The organism is Amycolatopsis balhimycina FH 1894 (assembly GCF_000384295.1).
Classification (GTDB): Bacteria; Actinomycetota; Actinomycetes; order Mycobacteriales; family Pseudonocardiaceae; genus Amycolatopsis; species Amycolatopsis balhimycina.
This window is the reverse complement of the sequence record NZ_KB913037.1, coordinates 4,844,667-4,864,047: the sequence shown is the minus strand read 5'-3', so window position 1 is coordinate 4,864,047 and position 19,381 is coordinate 4,844,667. Positions and strand designations below refer to the sequence as shown.

Genomic DNA, 19,381 nt, shown 5'->3' with positions numbered 1-19,381 from the left:
CCCGTTCGTGACGACACCCTCCCGGAATTTTCTTCACCTTGAGTCGACGAACGGCCGGTGTGCGTCGACAAACGGGTGATGCACCTTGTCGGCAAACCGGAGTAATGCGGTGTTTGTGTTACTCAGAGTGGGTTATTAACTGTGTCGTTTGCGCGTCGTGATAGGCCACTTTGTTCCGGCCCGCACGTTTGGCCGCATAAAGCAAGGTGTCCGCGCTGCGCAGCTGCCGCTCGGGTGACGTGGGCGTCGTCCCGGATCCCGGTGCGTGGTGCGCCAGGCCGGCGCTGATGGTGACCCGCAGCCCCGGCTGGAGTTCTGACCAGGGATGACGGGCGACGCGGAGGCGGGCGTCGTCGACGATGCGGACGGCGTGCCCGGCGTCGACCCCCGGCAGCCACAGCACGAACTCCTCGCCGCCGTAGCGGGCGCAGAAGCCGTCCGGCGGCAGGTTCTCCTGGAGGAGGTCGGCGACCCGGCGGAGGACGCGGTCGCCGACGAGGTGACCGTACGTGTCGTTGACGCTCTTGAAGCGGTCGACGTCGACGAGCGCGATGCCCAGCGGCGAACGCGCCGCCTGTCGTTCGGTGAACGGTCCGTACAGCCGCTCGTCGAGGTAACGGCGGTTGTAGCTCGACGTCAGCGCGTCGCGCAGGCTGCCGTCGCGGGCGATGTCCAGCGCGGACCGCAGGTGCTGGTAGGCACGGCGCCAGTCGCCCTGGGTGGCGAAGAGGCCGGCGATGGCCTCGTGGAGGCGAAGCAGGTCCGGCTGGTGCGGCGGGCCGCCAGGCCGGGGCATCGCGCCGTCGCCCTCGGCGACCATGCCCACCTCCACCACGCATTGGTTGTCGTCGCGGCGGAGGCCGCGCTTGAGACGTCGGTGCGGAAGAAGGTGAATTTCGCTCAAACGGGAGCCGGGCGGTTACTCTGCGGAGTGTGGTGTTGCGAGTCCGGCGAACGGCTCAATGTCCTTGAGCTGGGAGAACTGGTCCTTGGCCCAGTAACTCACATTAGCCGTCGGATCGTTCAGTAGCTCGGTGTAGCCGGGCCAGCTGACCCAGCGCCAGTCGCCGACCTCGGCCGGGTTCGGCGCCGGCTCGGCGTCGGCCCACGCCGCGAACACCGGGCAGAACTCGTTCTCGACGATCCCCTGGAACGGCGGCGTCCGGTAGCGGTAGGCCGGCAGCACGCAGTGCAGCCCGGCCAGCGAAGGCACCCCGAGCTCGTAGGCTGCGCGCCGGAGGACGGCGTCCTCGAGGGATTCGCCGGGTGCGGGGTGGCCGCAGACGCTGTTGGTCCAGACTCCCGGCCAGACCTTCTTGTGGAGGGCGCGCTGGGTGATCAGCAGGGCGTTGTCGCTGCGGCGCAGCACGTAACACGAGAAGGCCAGGTGCAACCGGGTGTGTTCGTGGTGGCTGGCCAGTTTCGGGCCGGTCTCACCGGTGGGCACGCCGTCCTCGGTGACGAAGACGATCTGTTCGGTCTCGGGTTCGGTCGCGGTGTCCACCCGCCCAGTGAACACGACGGGCCGCGGCGAGCCGTACCGCAAGGCGGGTGGGTTACCGCCCGTCCGCCCGGCGGTGTGACGCGCCGTTACCGCGCGTTGAGGTGCTCGACGAGCAGCGTCGTGACGGCCTCCGGAGCCTCCTCGGGAACCCAGTGCGTGACGTCTTCGAGCATTTCGAAGCGGTAGGGCCCGGTGACCCAGTTGGCGGTGTCGAGCGCGGCGGTGGAACCGAACGAGACGTCTTCGGTGCTCCAGATGTACAGCGTCGGCACGGAGATCTTGCCGATCTTCCCGCCCGGCCGGCCCGCGCGATACCAGTTGAGCGCGGCGGTGAGCGCGCCCGGCTCGGCCAGGCGCCGCACGTAGTCGTCGACCTTGGACGGCGACACCCGCCGCTCGAACATGTCGCGCAGCGCACGGGCGTCGTTCTCCAGCATCCGCCGCTCGGTGACGCGGGTCTGCCGCCACTCGGTCAGGTAGCGGGTGCGCAGGTACTGGTCCTCGTCGGTCTTCATGGCGCCGGCGAGCGCGGCGGGGTGCGGCGTCGACACGACGGTGAGGCTGCGCAGCCGCTCCGGGTGCGCGTCGGCGGTCCACCACGCGACGGCGCCACCCCAGTCGTGCCCGACGAGGTCGAACTTCGGCCAGCCCAGTGCTTCCGTGACGGTGACGACGTCCCCGACGAGGTGATCGATCGAGTAGTCGCCCGCCTGCTCGGGCCGCACGTCCGGCGAGTACCCCCGCTGATCCGGCGCGACGGCCCGGAACCCGAGCACCCCGAGAGTGGCGACCTGGTGCTCCCACTCGGTGGCGGCTTCGGGGAAGCCGTGCAGCAGCAACACGGGCCGCCCGTCCTCGGGCCCGGCCGCGATGGCGTCGAAGGTACCGGCCTCGGTGGGGATGCTGATGTGGTCGATCACGGAGGCGAATCTACTTCGCCCGGTTGGACGTCCGGTGTCAGCGGTCCTGGATGGTCACGACGGTGCTGTCCGGTCCGAGCAGCTGCACCCCGACCGGCTCGACCAGATCGCTGACGTGGATGCGGAGCTGCGACCGCCCGGCGAGCGGCCGCAGGTCGAGCCGGCCCATCCCCGTCACGGTCAGCTTCTTGAGCCGGCCGAGATCGGCGAGCGGGGTCAACTCGGGCATGCCGCGCAGATCCCGCAACCGCAGGTCCTCCAGGTGCCGGAGCCCGGACAGCAGCGCCAGGTCCGGCAGGTCGGTCGCGGTCAGGTCGAGCAGCCGCAGGTTGGTCAGTTCGGCGATCGGCGCCGGATCCGCGGGTGGGCATGCGATGAGGCGCAGCCACCGGAGGCCGGCCGCCCACCGGGTGAGCAGCGATACGTCTTCGAGTGCCTTGCAGGAGAGGAAAGCGAGAGAGGTCGGCGCGGCCAGGAACTCGAGCGGTGTGAGGTCGTCGAGCCGGAAGACATGGCTCAGGGACAGTGACCGCAGGCCGGTCAGCGGCACCAGGTCGGCCAGCTCGGCGGCGTCGTGGATCCAGCTCAGCTGCAGGTGCTTCAGCTCGGGCAGTTCGGCCAGCGCCGGCCAGCCGTGGGTGGCGACCCGAGCTTCGATCGAGCGCAACCCACGGACTTCGGCGAGCGGGCTGAGATCCGTCGACTCCCGCAACGGGGGACCGGTCAGCGTCAAGTGGGTCAGTCCGGTGCCCGACAACGAGGGCAGGTCGTAGCCGGCGATGTCCTCGACCACGAGCGAATCGAGCCGAGGCAGATCGCGCATGAAGTCGAGTCGCCCGTAGCCATCGGTGAACCGGCAGCGCAGCCGTTCGAGATGACGGAGGCGGGGCACTATCACCAGCTTCGCCGGGTCGTACAAGCTGAGGTATCCATCGAACAGAGGCGAATCGGCCAGCACTCGTTCTGCGTACTCCTCGGGTTCGAACTGTGCATCGGCCGCGAGGAGTTCACTGACGACTCGAGGGTCGTTGCTTCTGCGATGCCGTGCGATCAGGTCGAGCGCCGCCGGGCCGCCGATGAGAGCGGCGGCGTGGATGAGGAACGGAACCTGCGCCGGCTCAGGTTCGCAGCCGACCAGCAGGTCCAGTACGAACTCGCCCGCCGCCGCCAACGCGTCGGCCACGTCGGAGCTGTTCGGCGGGATCAGGGTGCTCGCGCGATCCTCGATCTCGTTCCGCAACCGCTCACTCAGCTCGGGCGAAGTCTCCAGGCAAGCCAACGCCACCAGGTCCAGCTTCAGCCGCTGCGGCTCTTCCGCGTCCCAGCTGAGGATTCCGTCCAGCAGGCGCTCACGCTGCGCGGGATGAGCGTGCCCCGCGGCCAGCACGACCACTTCACGCCACTCGTCCAGGTGTGCGTTCGCTGTGAGGATTCCGATGTCGTCCTCTTCGACCGCCGCCTGTGCGGCCAGGTACTCCTGGAACGTCCGGTGCACGAAGTCGACCCGGCCTGGAACCGGCTCGCGCAGCACGCCGCCACGATCCAGCAGGTGGCGGAACACCGTTCGCGGGGTGACGTCGATCTGCCCCATCGAACGCAGCTTCGCCGCGATGCGGGCTTCGGCGTCGACGGCCGGGACGTCCGTGTGGCCGTTGCGGACCAGCCAGTACGCCAGGTTCCGCAGCAGCACGAGCTTCTCGGTCAGGGAAAGCCGGACGGTCGCTTCGATCCGGCGCTCGATGTCCCGGCTGTCGAGCAGCATTCGCAATGCGACCTCGTAGAGCTCCATGCGGTTGTCCGGCAGCCGCCCGTTGCCTTCGTGGTGGAGCGCGCAGAGCAGCGCGCACATCAACGGGTTCTCGGCCAGTCGCCGCAACGCGCTTCGGGCGACGATGGCGTCGACCAGCGCGTCGCCGCGGTCTTCGACGGCAGGCATCGCCCGGTGCCACCGCTTGACGAACGTCCGGACGTCACGAGGCGTCATCGGCTGCAGCCGAACCTCGGTGAACCCGTCGCCGCGCAGCCAGCCGGGGGCCACCGCGGACGGGCGGGTGGTCACGACGAACCGGGCGCGCGGGAACGCGCCGACGAGTTCGCGAAGCCACTCGCGTACCTCACGGCGACGCTCGTCCGGGAGCTCGTCCAGGCCGTCGACGAGCAGGACGGCCTGGCCGCGGCGCAGTCGCTGCTGCACCCAGCCGGACGGCATCTCGTCGGCGATGTGCCGGCCGATCTCGTCGAGGAAGTGCTCCGGCGTCGGCAGTGGTGACCGGCTGAACCGCCGCAACCGCACCAGGAAAGGCTCCACGTCCGACCAGCCGTCGACGTCCTGCAGCTCTCGGCTCGCGCACTGGACGGCCAGCCACTGCAGCAGTGTCGTCTTGCCCGATCCGGCCTCTCCGCGAAGCAGAATCCGCGACGATCGCGGCAGCACGTGCTCTATCCGGTCAGCCGGTCCGTCGTCGTGGTCGGCGCTGATGCTCAGACTCAGATACGCCACTGACAGCGGGTACAGGCGGGTCGCGTCGGTCAGGCCCGCGCCGAACAGGGCCATCCGATCCAGTGCCGTCACGACTTGGCGCCTGAAGTCGGCCGCGAAGTCCTCCGGGTGCCGGCGTTCCGGCAATGCCGCGAGCACGTTCCGGACCGTCTCCAGGATCTCCGTCTCACGGCGGAGGATCTCGACGAGCGCGCCCGGCTGGAACCGGGGCAGGGTGCTCGTCACCTGCACGAGGTACGCGCAGCACTCGCGGAGTACTCGCCGATACAGCGCCGTCGCGTCGGCCGAGAGGAGCGCAGAGGCGCCGGGGGCCGTCCGGAGCAGGTAGCGGTACAGGTAAGCCGCGTCGAGGTCGGTGGCGAAGAGGTCGTCGTCGGTCAGCGCGGCACGCTCGAACGTCTCGCGCGCCGCGTTCACCGTGGCGGTCCGCTCGTTGTCCGGCAGGGCCCGGAACTCGACCTCGAGGAAGGGCAGGAGCCGGTCCGCCACGCGGGACTCGAGATTGGTGAACAGCAGCCGCAGCTTGCGCTGGTCGTTGAGGCCCGTGACCTGCTTCTCCAGCAGGTCGAACACCTTCGCAGCAGCATCAGCTGCGATCGGGCGGTCCCGGAGCCAGATCTTCGCGGCGGCCTTCACCACCGCCGTGGTCAACGCGATCGCCGAGGCTTCGAGGCTCACCGAGCCAAGGTTAGCCCAGCACTTCCGCCGTTGTGGCCACCTTCACCAGCGGGCCGTACAGCCGCATGATGTCCAGCGCCTTCGCGTGGCTCTCGTCGTCCACGCTCGCGCACGCGTCGGCCACCACTGTGACGTCGACGCCCGCGTCCGCCGCGGCCAACGCCGTCGAAAGGACGCAGCAGTCCGTGGACACGCCCGCCAGGACCAGGCTCGCGCCGCCCACCCGGGTCGCCATCCGCGCGTGCCACTTGCCGAACGTCGTCGCGTCCACAGTGGACTTGGGCTGGAACGCGCCGACCACTTGGTACAGCGGCGCGTCCGGCGGCTGAAGGGCGAACGGCCACTGCGCGTAGTACTGCTTCCACGCCCCTTCCGGCTGCCGGGGCGCGACGAACCGGGTGAACACGACGTCGTCGCCGAACGCCGTCACCAGGCGCCGGATCGGCGGCACCACCTCGGCGAACCGCGGGGTGAACCACGGGCTCGCCGGGTCGGCGAACACGTTCTGCAGGTCGATGACCGCCAGGACCGCCTTCACGCCGTCTCCTGCGCCCGGACGCGCCGCCGGGTCAGCAGCGTGACGGCGAAGCCGAGCACCAGCGCCAGCAGGACACCGAGGTTCGCGAACGCCCACGAGCCGTCCCGGCCGCCGAGGCCGAACGGCTCGAGGAGGTAACCCTGCCACTTCAGCCAGTCCGCCGACGCGTTCGTCACCAGGCCCCAGCCGAGTGCGGTCGCCACCAGCACCAGCGCGATCGGCCCGGCCCGGACGTCGCCGTAGCGGCCGGCCGGGTCGAACAGCTCCTGCTCGGCGTAGTCGCGGCGCCGCAACAGGACGTCCGCGAGCATCACGCCGCACCACGCCGCGACGGGCACGCCCAGCGTCACCAGGAAACCCTGGAACTGGCCGAGGAACTCGCCGCCGAAGAACACGATGTAGACCGTGCCCAGCACCATGATCACGCCGTCGACGAGCGCCGCCACCGGCCGCGGCACGCGCAGCCCGGCCGAGAGCAGCGCCAGCCCTGACGAATAGATGTCCAGCACCGCGCCGCCGACCAGGCCGAGCACCGCGACGATCGCGAACGGCACCAGGAACCACAGCGGCAGCAACGTCGTCAGCGCGCCGATCGGGTCGGCCGCGATCGCCTTGTTCAGGTCCGGCGAGGACCCGGCCAGCAGCAGCCCGAACACCAGCAGCACCAGCGGCGCCACGGAGGCGCCGAACGTCGTCCAGCCGACCACGCCGCGGCTCGACGACGACCGCGGCAGGTAGCGCGAGTAGTCCGCGGCCGCGTTGACCCAGCCGAGGCCGAAGCCGGTCATCAGGAACACCAGCGCGCCGACCCATTGCTGCGCCGAGCCCGACGGCAGCGCCCGCACCGCGTCCCAGTGGACGTCGCCGGCCACGAGGACGACGTAGACGACCGTGAGCACGCCGGTGATCCAGGTGATCCACGTCTGCAGCTTCATGATCGCGTCGAAGCCGAGCACACCGGCGGCGACGGTCAGGGCGGCCACGACGACCAGCGCGATCGCCTTCGTCGGTGTCCCGCCGCCCCAGCCCAGGCGTTCGAACACCGTCGCCGTGGCCAGCGTCGCCAACGCGGTCAGCACGGTTTCCCAGCCCACCGTGAGCAGCCACGAGATCGCCGACGGCAGCCGGTTGCCGCGGACGCCGAACGCCGCGCGCGAGAGCAGCATCGTCGGCGCCGACCCGCGTTTGCCCGCGATGGCGATGAACCCGCACAGCAGGAACGAGAAGAGGATGCCGACCACACCGGCGACCAGCGCCTGCCCGAACGAGATGCCGAAGCCCAGGGTGAACGAGCCGTAGCTCAGCCCCAGCACCGAAACGTTCGCGCCGAACCAGGGCCAGAACAGCTGGCGTGGCGTCCCGCGGCGCTCGGCGTCGTCGATCACGTCGAGGCCGTTGGTCTCCACCTCGAGCCTGCGGGTACCGGTCATGGTGTGGCCTCCACGAGCTCGTCGATCTCCTCCCGGACCGGCGCGGTCGCCGGGCCGCGGCGGGTCACCGAAAGGGCGGCCGCCGCGTTGGCGCGCACGGCGGCGTCGAGGAGAGTACTGCCGCGCAGCAGCTCCGCGGCCAGTACACCGCAGTGCGTGTCTCCCGCGCCATTGGTGTCCACGGCGTCGACCGGGAAGCCGGGGACGTCGGTGATGTGGCCGTTTTCGTGGACCCGGCACCCCTTCGCGCCGTCACGGACGACAGCGACCGGGGGCAGCTCGCCGAGCACCTCGGCTTCACGGGCGTTGCAGCTCATTATGTCTATTGTGGACAGAATGTCATGAAGGTCTCCAGGGTCGATGTCAGCGATGAGTGGGCCGGGGTCGAACAGGATCCTCGAGCCGGGTAGCCGGGGTAACCAGCCGAGGAGCGCCGCGCGGTTGATCTCGTGCACCAAACTGTATCCGCTCACGTAGACCACGTCGTCATTCTTTGGGAGGACCCGGTCGAGCAGTTCGGCGCGCAGCCGTCCTTCGGCGCCGGTGCCGGTCGCGAAGGTGCGCTCACCGGTCCCGTCGACCAGCACCACGACGACGCCGGTGTCCACTTCGGACATCGGTTCGTGCGCCAGTTCCACGCCCTCGGCCGCGAGGGCCGCGCGGGCGAGGTCGCCGAAACCGCCGGTGCCGTGGCTGCCCGCGTAGAGCACGCGGGCGCCGGAGCGCGCAGCAGCGGCCATGACGTTGAAACCGCCGCCGGGCACCAGGTTCGTCGACGACGCCAGGACGTCACCGCCCGGAGGTGGCAGGGCCGGCACCGCCATGACGAGGTCGACGACGACCTGCCCGGTGTGCACCAGCCGCCCGGTCATCGTGCGCGCCGCCGAAGCTTCAGGAGTTCGTCGACCAGCGGCCCGAATTCGAGCCGGTTGACGGCGAGCACGGTTTCGACGACGTCGGGGCGGAAGGCGTCGATGCCGTGCGCGGCCCCGAGCATCGCCCCGCAGATCGCGGCGACGGTGTCGGTGTCGCCGCCCAGCCCGGCGGCCAGGCGCAGCGCCGCGGGCGGGTCGTCGCCCATGGCTTCGGCCAGCGCGAAGGCGGCCACGACGGACTCCTGCGACGCGACCGACGTGCCGATCACCCGCGCGACCGCGTCGGCGACGGCGTCCGGGGCCATGCCGCGCACCCAGCGGCGGGCCCACCGGATCCGGGCGGCGATCTCGCCGCCGGGCGCCCAGTGCCCGCGTTCCCCGCCGACGACGGCCGCGCGCTCGCCCGCGTCGAGCGCTTCGGCCAGGCTCGCGCCGTCCACTCCGGCCGAAACGGCGGCGGCGACCGCGGCGGCCGACGCGATGCCGAGGCTGGTGTTGTGCGTGACCCGCGCGGTCGCGACGACGGCGTCGACCAGGGCGTGCAGGTCCTCGGCGGGGGTGGCGATGCCGACCGGCGTGACCCGCATGGCAGCGCCGTTGGTCGTCCCGGTGCGGCCGGCTTCGTCCGCCGGGACGCCGTCCTGCAGCCGGGAAAGCGCGCGCTTGGTGGACGGGCCGAGCAGGTCCGCGGAACCGCGGCGGACCATGTCCGCCTCCCAGATGAGCAGCGCGTCGGCGAAAACGTGCGGCTCGACGGTGCCGCGGCCGTCGATGAGCAGGCGGGCCAGCAGGATGGCCTGCTCGGTGTCGTCGGTGACCGACCCGGCGGGCATCGACGGCGCGACCGGCTGCTCGGCGACGGCGGTGAGCAGGCCGGTCACCGGGCCGTAGGTCGCGGCGATGGCGGCGCGGGACATCGACTGCGTCGGCATGCCGAGCGCGTCGCCGACGGCCAGCCCGGTGAACGCGCCGAGCGCCCGGTCCCGCGCGCTCACCGGTGTCCGAAGGTGAGGTGGAACTGGAAGCGGTCCGGGTCCAGCAGGCTGACGACGCGCTCGACGAGCCGGCCTTCGACGTCGACGGAGGTGCGTTCGGCCCGGAGGAAGAGTTCGCCGATGGCGCGGTCCAGCAGATCGGCCGCGCAGGCGTCGAGGCGTTCGGTGCTGATCCACTGGTCGCCGCCGACGGAGACCCGCCCGGCGGCTTCGAGGGTCTTGGTGAGGGAGCCGTCCCGCAGGCCCGTCTCGGGGAGGGCGGCGAGCGGTCCGACGGCGGGCACGGTGGCGGTTTCCAGCGAGATCCCGCGGTCGTGCTCCCGCCGCACCCGCCGGACGGCGACGTAGGTCTTCTCGCCGAACTCCTCGTCGAGGGCGGCGTCTTCGACGGTCTCGATGCCGAGGAGCTCGGTGGTGACCGGCGCACCGGCGTCGGCGAGGGCCCGGGCCCAGCCGATCCGCTGGTCGAGCTGGACCCCGTCGAAGGTGACGAACGATCCGACGCCGGCCTGGGTGGAGATGAGTTCGAGCTGCTGCAGCTCGGACAACGCGCTGCGCACGGTGCCGCGGCTGACCTGGTATTGCAGGGCGAGCTGGTTCTCGCCGGGGAGCCGATCGCCGTGGGCGAGCCGGCCGGAGCGGATCAGCTCCGTGAGGTCCCCGACCAGCTGCTGCCGCTTGCTGAACATGTCCACACCTGTACACCCCGTGTTGTCGCAGGTCAAGCGGCCACGAGTGCACTGGTCTGCGCGTCGGCGGCGATCATCTTGCCCGCCTTTTCGGCGACCTTGCCGGCGACGACCATGATGACCGCGAAGGCGGCCGCGAAGATGGTGGTGCTCAGCCAGACCATGGTCGCGATGGGCAGCGTGAACGCGCCGACGATGCGAACCGAGCTTTCCAGCGCGAAGCCGATGCCCCAGATCACGCTGCAGCGCCGCAGGACGGCGTCGAACTGCGCGGTGCCGCTCAGGCGTTCCCATGCGGCTTCCCGTTCCGCGTTGCCGCGGGTGAGGAAGGGGCGCATCGTCTTGGTCATGATCGGGGCCGCGGTGAACGCGGAGACGAGGATGACCAGGCCGGTGATACCGCTGCCGAGCGAGTCCTTGGCGATCATCATCCGGGCGTCGCCGGAGACGAAGGTCAACAGCATGCCGACGACATTGGTCACGAGGACGACCAGCGCGAGGCCGTTGACGGTCCGGTCCTTCGCGAACTGGTAGAGGGTCCGGGCCAGCGGGAACACCCCGGCGAGGGCGAGCGCGGTGAAGTCGCTCGCGCCGAGCGAGTGAAGTCCGTAGTAGACGCCGGTCGGGACGGCGATCTCGATCGCGAGGGTCTTGAGGAGGTTGCTGCCGGGCTGGTTCGTCTTCGTCGTCATGAGAAGAGCTTGTCGCGGAGGCGGCCGTCGGAAGGATGTCGTCCGCCACGACTTCGGCCTGACAGATGTCACGGGCCTGGCTTGCTAGAATCGGCAGCGCGATTTGAGCCCACCGTCCGCGTTTGGAGGGGCGCAGCAGTGTTCGGTGGCTCGAAAAGATCGCTAGCGCTGCGAGTCTTGGGGCGCAGCCTACCCAGTGGAAACGCTGGTCGGGCTGGCTCGTGCACTTTGCATGCCCGATCGGGTAGGCAAGGAGTGGAGCATGTCAGCCGGACTTCCCGAGCTTGCGGTCGTGATAATCGCGGTCGGATCCATCGTCAGGCCGGTCTGCAAGTGGCTGACCGCGAAGACCTTGGTGTCCAAGGCGCGGCCGGAGGACATCCCCGAGATCGCGAAGGCCCTGCACCCGCCGCTCGAAATCAAGCGTAAGGAACAGCCGTGACGGCCCGGCGACCTCACGTTTCGGATGGCGGCGTCGTCGGGTCCGCATGGCAACCTTCTTGCGCGTCACGATCGCGCTGCAGACGCTGGCCGTCTTCCTTTCACCGGTCACCGCCGGCCTGCTGCTGACCACCCCGAACGGGCACGCGCTGCACAGCGCCTCGGCGTACACGGTGTTCGTCGTGGCGGTGGCGCACGTCGTCGCCGCGATCCTGGCGTGGCGACCGGGTGGCGGCTCGGCCCGCCCGATCCTCCACGCGGCCGTGTTCCTGGGGCTCGCGCCGGCGCAGGTGGCGCTGGGGATCGCGCACGTGAAGACCGTGCACGTCCCGCTGGGGGGCTGCTGTTCGGGATCAGCCTGCTGCGGCTCGCGCAGGTCAGGAATCCGACCAGCGCAGTCCGTAAGTCAGGCCTTGCCTGAGCAGTTCGAACTCGGCGGTCACCTCGCCGATCCGATCGATCGTCATGGGGACGTCTTCGGAATTGATCTCTTCTGCCGCTCGCGGAGGTATGCCGTGGACCGCCCACACGTGCCGCGGCAGGCGGTCCGGGGCGAACTTCACGCGGGCGCTGAAGCGGCTCGTTTTTCGCAGCGGGGTCAGGAAGTAGTACGAGTGCATCAGTTCGGGAGACAGCACCGTGTACTGGATGCAGTACTCGTAGCGCTCGCCGATGTGGAGGGTTTTGGCGAGCTGGACGGTCAAGATCATGTGGCTCGGCGAGGCCTGCCGGTGTTCGAGGATTCTTCCGCCGTACATGAACTCGGCCCGGACGTGGTCCTTCTGGCTCGGCGTCCGCCGCGGCGCTGTCGCGGGAAGCTGGATTTCGTCCAGTCCGTTCACCGACGACACTATCTGGCGGATTTCGGTCAGCACGGGAAATTCGAGGTCGAGCCGGAATACGCCGTGTACTGATTCGGTGTGCCACTGCTCGGCGGAATAGTCGTCCGCGGGGGACTGTTTCTTCTCGATCAGTTCTTCGGCCATCCGGCGGAAGGCGAGGTCGACGCGCCTGCGAGCGGTCCGCGGATCCCGGCCGAGCGCTTCCGCCAGCCACTTCAGGCGCTGGTCGAGGAACTCGCCCGAACAGTTCTCCTCCATGCCGAGGGCAGTCAGTGCCGCCAGCTGCAGGTCGTCGGGCAGCATCGTCGCCAGACTCGTGATCGCCTGGATCAGTTTCTCCCTGATCTGGCGTTCCGTGTCGGTCGTCTGGATCGCACAGGTTTCCCGGAGGATGCGGCCGGTGCGTTGCTCGATGTCCGTGGCGAAGATTCCGCGACCCCGCCGAAGCTCGCTCAGTTCACGAACTGCTTCGTCGATTTCGCTGCCGGCGTCGGAAGGTGCGGGGCTCATTTGCCATCCGTTTTGCGTCGCGACTTCGGAAAGCGGCCTGATATCGTCCAAGGACGGCATTTCGCGTATTCGCGGATCAGGGGAACACGATCCTTGGGGTCGCTTCCGCGAAGGACGAGAGCCAGCCCGATGAGCCAGGTGATCGGGAGGAGGGCAAGAGCCAGTAGTGGCGCCCAGGGCGTGAGCCATGTCCCGATTGCACCCATGAGGTGCCCTTTCTCCGAGGTCTTTGCGACCCGTCACGGAATGTGTCGATCATGCCGGGAGGCGGTTTGTTGATCGACGACAAAGCTCAGTGGGTCTCCATGACATCATGGTGTCCAGCTTGTGTCACCTTTGTCAAGCTTGTGTCATCCGTGTCAGGTCACCTCGGCCGTCGAACGCCTGTCCTCCGCCTCGGCGGACACGGTGACCAGAGCCACCGCGACGGCCAACCCCTCGGTCGGCGCTACCGTCGCACCCCGGACGGCCCGGAACAGGATCCCGCCGGGGACCGACACCAGCACCAGCAAGCTCAGCCCGGCCACGACCGCCCACACCGTGACCACCCGGCCTGTCTGCTTCTGGGCGACCAGTACGGCCACCGCGAGCATCGTGGCGGCCAACGCGATCCCGACCAGCCCAGGCCGGCCATCGTCCAGGCCGGCACCGTGAGCTTGTCCCGGTACAGAAGCCGGAACACCCACGGCCCCGCCCCAAGGCTCGCTCGACGGGCTCGGCTCGACCAGCGCGCGCTCGGGCGCCGAACGGCAACCAGGCGCACGACCCGATCGCCACCGCGACCGCGAGCCAGGTCAGCCCGCTGATCCCGGCCGCGACGAACCCGGCGAACGGCACCAGGCGCGCCCCGGCCTCGGCCAGCGAGATCGCCGCATAGCGACCGCTTTGACCAGCGCCGCGGGCGAGGTCGGCGACCGATCCGCCTCAGCCGCCGGAGTGCATGTCCTCGGCTTCGGGGACGCAGTCGTCGTCCGGGTCGTCGAGCCAGCCGTGGGGCAGCGTCACCTTGCCCGGCGAGCCCTGACGTCCGCGCGGCCCGGTCGCGGCCTCCGGGAACGGCGCCGAGTGGTCGAGCTGCGCGATCAGGTCGTCCAGCTGGTCCATCGAGGACAGCATCGCGAAGCCGCGGCGGAGTTCGGCGCCGACCGGGAAGCCCATCAGGTACCAGGCCATGTGCTTGCGGATGTCGCGCATGGCCTTGTCGTGACCGTCGTGCTCGATGAGCAGCTCCGTGTGACGGCGGAGTACTCGGGCGACTTCGCCGAGATTGGGCGGCGTCGGGAGGGGGCGACCGGCGAAGGCGGCTTCGAGTTCGCCGAACAGCCATGGCCGGCCGAGGCAGCCGCGGCCGACGACGACGCCGTCGCAGCCCGTCTCCGCCACCATGCGCAGCGCGTCGTCCGCGCTGAAGATGTCGCCGTTGCCGAGCACCGGGATGCTGGTCACCGCTTCCTTCAACGCGGCGATCTTGGTCCAGTCGGCCTGGCCGGAGTAGCGCTGCGCGGCGGTGCGCGCGTGCAGGCTGACCGCGGCGGCGCCCTCGGCTTCGGCGATGCGGCCGGCGTCGAGGTAGGTGCGGTGGTCGTCGTCGATGCCGATGCGGAACTTCACCGTGAACGGCACGTCGCCCGCGGCCTTGGCGGACTCGCGGACGATGGCTTCGAACAGCTTCCGCTTGAACGGCAGCGCCGCCCCGCCGCCCTTGCGCGTCACCTTCGCGACCGGGCAGCCGAAGTTGGAGTCGACGTGGTCGGCGAGCCCCTCGCCGACGATGATCCGCACGGCTTCGGCCATGGTCTTGGGGTCCACCCCGTAAAGCTGCATGGACCTGGGCTTTTCGTTCGCCCCGAAGGTCATCATGTGCATGGTCCCGGGGTGCCGTTCGACGACGGCGCGGGCGGTGATCATTTCGCACACGTAGATGCCGGCGCCGTACTCGGCGCACAGCTGCCGGAAGGCGACGTTGGTGATCCCGGCCATGGGCGCGAGCACGACCGGAGGATCGACCTCGTAGGGGCCGATCTCGAGGGCGGGCTTGCTCAGGGTGGCGGTCACGTCCTCCATTGTCGCTTGTGGCGTCGATCACGTCGACCAGGGCTCGATATCGACCGGCCGGCCCGGTCAGCCGTGCTCGGTGCTGCCGGGCCCGACCGGACCGGGACGCTGGTGCCGGCACGTGCGGTGCGGCACGAGGTGGAGGTCGCCGGGCCCGAGCAGGCGCTGGCTGATCAGGTAGTCCGGCAGCTCGTCGCCGTGCCCCTGCTCACCCCATACGGCGTCCATCGTTTCGCGGAGCGCGCGGTCGAGCTGGGTCGCCTTCTCCTGCCCCATGCAGCGCATCGTCTGCGTGCGGCCTTGCGGTGCCGGTGCGCGGAGCCCGGCCGTGAAGTACTCGCGGTAGTGCGCGGCAAGGATCACCCGGTGCACGGGGACCCGCTGCCACAGCTCACGCACCCGGAGCACAGCGCCCGGCACACCGGCTTCGGTGCGTTCGCCGTTCGGCGTGACGACCTTGACGACTTGGTGCGCCGACCCTTCGATCGTCAGCCACAGCCGGCATTCCTTGTTCCACGCGATGACCTCGGCACGACCGTCCGGGAGCCGGACCGAACAGCGTTGCGGCACCTGAACTCTCTTCGGCTCCCCGGTGAAGTGGACCGAGAGCAGGCCGTTGTGCGCTGTCGAATCGTTGTCCAGCCACCAGTCCCCATCCCGATGGCGAAGGCAGGGGGTGTTGGGCCGGCGTGAAATGGCTACTCCGCCATTCGCGCCGGAGAAGAACTCCCGGTCGAGGTAGACCTCGGTGCCCGCCAGGACGTCCCGGTCGGGCTGCGGCGGTGTGATCAATGTCAGGCGAGCCACGGTTGTCCCTGCTTTCGTTCTTCGACAACGTCGGCGACGGCCACGGTCACGTTGTCGGCCGCCCCGACCTGTTTCGCCATTGCCAGCAAATTGGCCACGCATTCCCGGGGCGGCTCGGCACGGGAAGCGAGGAGCGCCTCCTCGAGTCGTTCGGTACCCAGCGAACCGACCAGACCGTCCGTGGCCAGCACGAACCGCTGCCCGACCGACGCGATCTTTTCCCAGTGATCGGGCCGCACCGAATCCGAAAGGCCCACGGCCCGGAGCAGCCTGCCCTTGGCCACCGGATCACGCCGTCCCGCGAGCGCGAAACCCTGTGTGGCGTGAGGCCGCACGAGGCGGCTGATCCCCGCTTCCGTCTGCAGGAGGACCGTGCCGTCCCCGACGTGCAGGCCCTCGACGCGGAATCGGGTGCCGTGCGGCCGCAACACCGCGACGTCGAGGGTCGTCGCGAGCCCGGTGGCCAGGACATCGCCGGCACCGCGGGCGCGGATGGCGCGGTTCAGATTGGCCGCGGTCATGGCGAGATCCTGGTCAGGGCCGGCGTGGCGGACACCGTTCACCGCCATCTGGGCGGCCACCGCACCCGCCGGACGTCCCCCGACCCCGTCGGCCACGGCGACGACCGAGCAGTCCACGAAGAACGCGTCCTCGTTCTTCCGCCGGCCACCGATGACGCTGTCGCCGAAAGCGTCGAAGCACAGCTCTCCCGCGCGGTCGTGAGGGACGACCAGGCTGAGCACCTCCGTGCCGCCGAGGCAGACCTCGTCGCCGTTCCGCAGCCGGACCGGACGGCCCGGCGAAACCTCGTGCCCGTTGAGCGACGTGCCGTTGCTGGTCGGGAAGGCCTCCAGCCACCAGTCCTCCTCGATCTGGCTGATCACGCAGTGCCGTCTGCTCACCCGATCCCCGCTGAGCACGATGTCGCACTGGGAACTGCGGCCGAGAACCGTGCTCGCCCGGCTGAGCAGGAAGTCGTCGGTACCGCGCAGCCAGGCGAGGGTCGTGGCGACGCGGCGACGCTGTTCCCCGCCTTCGGCGTCCGGTGTGGCCTGCCACTCCGCCAAGGCTTTCCGGGACGACGGCGGATCTGCCGCGACGAGTACCTCGGTCGCCGGATCAGCCTGGCGCAGCGGTGTTCCGGACCCCTGCACCACGAGGTCGTGCCCGGCCGGCGTGGCGGCCAGGACCTCGGTGCCCGGCGGCTGATCATCGACGAGCCGGTCGACCGGCTCCGGTACGCGCTCCCGGAGGGTCTCGGCCGCCGGCAGTTCCAACGGCCGGTCTTCCGGTGCCGGCTCCGGTACCACTTCGGTGTCACCGAGCCCGAGTTCGAGGAGCCCGGCCGCCCGGCCCGGCTTCACCTTCCGCCGCGGGCTCTTCCGCAGGCGAACCAGACGTCGGACAACCGCGGCGCGGCGGAAGAGCCTGTACACGCCGGCCGCGGTCGCGATTCCGATGACGAATCCGAGCAGCATCGACAGCACGTTCACCATTTCCCGTCACCTCCGTAGTTGGTGGGAGCGGACGACGGTTCGCCGCCCTCGTCGGAGCGTCCGGCCGCCAAAGCGTTCGGCGGCAGCAGCTGGTACTGCAGGTCTCGGTCCTGAACGTCCTGTCGCACCTGTTCCAGCGCCTCTTGGGCCAGTTCGGCGTGACTGCGGTCCCTGAGCCGGCCTGTCACGCGCTTCGCCGGATCCCGGTCGAGCCACTGCATGACGAGCGCTGCCACCGGCTCGGGCAGCTCGGGGTTGAGCACCCGCGGATCTACCGGGTCGTGGTCACGCAGCAGCTCGACCAGCTGGTGGACGCCGATGCCGTCCGGGTCCCACCCCTTCGCCCGCGCCTCGTGGTACAGCGGCCGCTGTCCGGTGAGCAACTCGTACCAGACGGCCCCGACAGCGCGGACGTCGCTCGCGCTGCTGGCCCAGCCGTTGCGTGGCTGGCGAAGCACTTGTTCGAGCGGTGCGTACCAGCGGGTGAACTTGATCTCCCCGCCGGTCGGCGGCTGGGTGCCGTCGTCGACTGCCTTGGCCAGACCGAAGTCGATCAACCGGACGTTGCCGTCGAGATCCAGCGCGATGTTGGCCGGCTTGATGTCGAGGTGGACGCAGCCTGCGGTCCACGAGTCCATCAGCCCCAGCAGAACTTGCTCCACGATGCGCGTGGACCACTCCAGGGTCCGGACACTGTCGCCGTTGCGCAGCAGCCTGCTCAGCGTCTGCGGATACCGCGGGGTGACGATGTACGCGCCGAACAACGGGTCCCGTCCCACGCCGAGCATGGGGGCCACGAACTTGCTCCGGATCTTCTTGAGGAAGTGGAGGTCCTTTTCGATGGCTTCATGGGCGTAGTCGTGTTCGACGGCCCGTTTGACCACGACGGAGAGACTGGGTTCGCGCAGGTCGTGCGCAAGCAGCACCAGACTGAAGCCCGGGCGGTCCGCCTCGGGGAGAGGACCCTCCACCACCCAGCGACCGTCGAGGACACGCCGGGCCGGCTGCTCCCGCTGTGGCGTGAACTGTGCGGTCTCGGCGGCTGGATCGTCGACCATGGTCAGCCGGTCCGACTCCTCGTCGCGGGACGACTCGAGAACGGTCGTCGTCCCGAACCTGGCCTTGGCCGCCGAAACCTCGCCCTCGTGCCGCCAGCGGTGCACCTGCAGATCCCGGTCGTGATCCAGTTTGAGCCGGTGCAGCCGGAGGTCTTTCTCATTGGCGATCTGCTCCAGCAGCACGTCCTCGTTCGCCTGGATGCTCGCGAGATCGGAGACGCGCTGAGATCGGCTGCGCGCGCCTTCGAGTTCTTCCTCCTCCTGGTGCTGGGTCTCGTCGCGCGCGAAGTACCGGAGGACGGTGCGGCGCGCGACCCGGTCGTGGACACTTCGTGGTGCGAAGAACTTGAAGATGACCGGGAGCAGGTCGACGAGCAGGAAGATTCCCCGCACGACCCACACCCGCAGGCTCAACGCGCTGTTGCCGTCGACGGTCTCGTCCAGGGCCTTCTCCTGGGCGAGCAGGCCGTTGGCCTGTGCGGTGATCCGATCCTGCTCGACGACCTTTTCGTCGATCTCCTTCTTGAGCGCTACGAGGTCGTCGCCGTGCTTCGTCTTCGCCTTGGCCTCTGTGCCCTGAACCGTCCTGACTTCCTCTTGCCGCTCTCTGAGCGTCGCCTGGTAGCTGGCGCAGGGGCTGCCTTCGCGCAGCGAGCACCCCACGCCGGTGCCGTGCTTGCCGGCGATCTCGTCGTCCACGTCCTTCTGCGCCTTGTCCCTGGCGGACTGAGCGCCGACGGTGGCTTGCTGGGCGGTCGCCCACGCCCCCTCGATTTCCGCACGTCGCTGCGCAAATGTCGCTTCGACCTGTTCCCGCGTCTTCTTTTCCTGACCGTTCCGGTCGATGTCGACCTGGTGCGCGATCTCGGGCGCGAACATCGTCAGCAGCACGGGCTCGGAAACCGCGGAGGCGATGACAACGGCGAGGAGGCAGCGGCCCAGAACGGCCGCGATCTTGCCGACGGCACCAGTCCATTCCGGCCGGCTCTCGCCGTCCGCCTTTCCGTATGCCACCGAGCTGACCAAGCTGCGGTCGAGGTTGAAGATGATGAGCGCCCAGAATGCGGCCAGAACAAGGTGCCACCAGGAAAAGGCGTGCCGGACGGTGCCGACCACCATCGTCATCGAAATGCCGCTGGCGAGCGCCGTGAGCAGCACCGCGAGCCCAGTGCACACATAACGGGTTCGTTCGAGCCGCTGTACCCCACTGCCGTCGGTCAACGCCGGATCCGCGCCGGCACACCAGAAGAGGAGATCACCGAACTTTCGATGCACCTCGGTGCCTCCTGCCATGATCACCCCTCGTCGTCTTGTTTCTCACTGTGACACGGACATGTGGCCGCAAGCCGCT

17 protein-coding genes are annotated in these 19,381 nt (G+C 69.6%); 1 reads left to right on the top strand and 16 read right to left on the bottom strand.

Going from position 1 to position 19,381, the window contains the following annotated elements; all coding sequences use genetic code 11:
- Positions 1–118 precede the first annotated feature (118 nt).
- From A3CE_RS0121635 to A3CE_RS0121590, 10 genes are all read right to left on the bottom strand, one after another.
- Positions 119–820, bottom strand: coding sequence for a GGDEF domain-containing protein (locus A3CE_RS0121635; RefSeq protein ID WP_020642199.1), 702 nt, complete (start codon positions 818–820; stop codon positions 119–121).
- 99 nt (positions 821–919) lie between these two features.
- Positions 920–1,504: an isopentenyl-diphosphate Delta-isomerase gene (gene idi, locus A3CE_RS0121630; RefSeq protein WP_026468720.1), complete on the bottom strand. Its 585-nt coding sequence runs from the start codon at positions 1,502–1,504 to the stop codon at positions 920–922.
- Positions 1,505–1,590: 86 nt separating this feature from the next.
- Positions 1,591–2,424: an alpha/beta fold hydrolase gene (locus tag A3CE_RS0121625; protein ID WP_020642197.1), complete on the bottom strand. Its 834-nt coding sequence runs from the start codon at positions 2,422–2,424 to the stop codon at positions 1,591–1,593.
- 37 nt (positions 2,425–2,461) lie between these two features.
- Positions 2,462–5,602 carry an NACHT domain-containing protein gene (locus A3CE_RS0121620; protein WP_020642196.1) on the bottom strand — a complete coding sequence of 1,047 codons (3,141 nt, stop codon included), beginning with the start codon at positions 5,600–5,602 and terminating at the stop codon, positions 2,462–2,464.
- Positions 5,603–5,612: 10 nt separating this feature from the next.
- Entirely contained in the window at positions 5,613–6,140 is a 528-nt protein-coding gene (locus tag A3CE_RS0121615; RefSeq protein ID WP_020642195.1) for a cysteine hydrolase family protein, read from the bottom strand.
- On the bottom strand, positions 6,137–7,570 hold the full coding sequence (locus A3CE_RS0121610) for a purine-cytosine permease family protein (protein ID WP_020642194.1): 1,434 nt from the start codon (positions 7,568–7,570) through the stop codon (positions 6,137–6,139). The genes A3CE_RS0121615 and A3CE_RS0121610 overlap by 4 nt, the downstream gene beginning before the upstream one ends.
- Complete coding sequence (locus A3CE_RS0121605; protein WP_020642193.1) at positions 7,567–8,442, bottom strand: PfkB family carbohydrate kinase; 876 nt, start codon at positions 8,440–8,442, stop codon at positions 7,567–7,569. Before A3CE_RS0121605 ends, A3CE_RS0121610 begins: the two co-directional genes overlap by 4 nt.
- Complete coding sequence (locus A3CE_RS0121600; RefSeq protein ID WP_020642192.1) at positions 8,439–9,440, bottom strand: ADP-ribosylglycohydrolase family protein; 1,002 nt, start codon at positions 9,438–9,440, stop codon at positions 8,439–8,441. Before A3CE_RS0121600 ends, A3CE_RS0121605 begins: the two co-directional genes overlap by 4 nt.
- On the bottom strand, positions 9,437–10,129 hold the full coding sequence (locus A3CE_RS0121595) for a GntR family transcriptional regulator (protein ID WP_020642191.1): 693 nt from the start codon (positions 10,127–10,129) through the stop codon (positions 9,437–9,439). Before A3CE_RS0121595 ends, A3CE_RS0121600 begins: the two co-directional genes overlap by 4 nt.
- Before the next feature lie 32 nt (positions 10,130–10,161).
- Positions 10,162–10,821 carry a VC0807 family protein gene (locus tag A3CE_RS0121590; RefSeq protein WP_020642190.1) on the bottom strand — a complete coding sequence of 220 codons (660 nt, stop codon included), beginning with the start codon at positions 10,819–10,821 and terminating at the stop codon, positions 10,162–10,164.
- A gap of 262 nt (positions 10,822–11,083) precedes the next feature.
- Between A3CE_RS0121590 and A3CE_RS0121585 the strand changes: the two genes are divergently transcribed.
- Positions 11,084–11,263 carry a hypothetical protein gene (locus A3CE_RS0121585; RefSeq protein WP_020642189.1) on the top strand — a complete coding sequence of 60 codons (180 nt, stop codon included), beginning with the start codon at positions 11,084–11,086 and terminating at the stop codon, positions 11,261–11,263.
- A gap of 376 nt (positions 11,264–11,639) precedes the next feature.
- Here the strand turns inward: A3CE_RS0121585 and A3CE_RS0121580 are convergent, their stop codons facing one another.
- The 6 genes from A3CE_RS0121580 to A3CE_RS0121555 all read right to left on the bottom strand — a co-directional run bounded on the left by A3CE_RS0121580 (position 11,640) and on the right by A3CE_RS0121555 (position 19,323).
- Positions 11,640–12,674, bottom strand: coding sequence for a hypothetical protein (locus A3CE_RS0121580; RefSeq protein ID WP_125591846.1), 1,035 nt, complete (start codon positions 12,672–12,674; stop codon positions 11,640–11,642).
- Between the two features lie 299 nt (positions 12,675–12,973).
- The gene (locus A3CE_RS0121575) at positions 12,974–13,198 is read right to left on the bottom strand and encodes a hypothetical protein (protein ID WP_125591848.1); all 225 of its coding nucleotides are present in this window, start codon (positions 13,196–13,198) and stop codon (positions 12,974–12,976) included.
- Positions 13,199–13,538: 340 nt separating this feature from the next.
- Entirely contained in the window at positions 13,539–14,678 is a 1,140-nt protein-coding gene (dusB, locus tag A3CE_RS0121570; protein WP_020642186.1) for a tRNA dihydrouridine synthase DusB, read from the bottom strand.
- Between the two features lie 57 nt (positions 14,679–14,735).
- Positions 14,736–15,476, bottom strand: coding sequence for a hypothetical protein (locus A3CE_RS0121565; protein WP_020642185.1), 741 nt, complete (start codon positions 15,474–15,476; stop codon positions 14,736–14,738).
- Complete coding sequence (locus A3CE_RS0121560; RefSeq protein ID WP_026468718.1) at positions 15,464–16,972, bottom strand: FHA domain-containing protein; 1,509 nt, start codon at positions 16,970–16,972, stop codon at positions 15,464–15,466. Before A3CE_RS0121560 ends, A3CE_RS0121565 begins: the two co-directional genes overlap by 13 nt.
- Complete coding sequence (locus A3CE_RS0121555) at positions 16,966–19,323, bottom strand: DUF4407 domain-containing protein (protein ID WP_125591850.1); 2,358 nt, start codon at positions 19,321–19,323, stop codon at positions 16,966–16,968. Before A3CE_RS0121555 ends, A3CE_RS0121560 begins: the two co-directional genes overlap by 7 nt.
- Between the last annotated feature and the right edge of the window lie 58 nt (positions 19,324–19,381).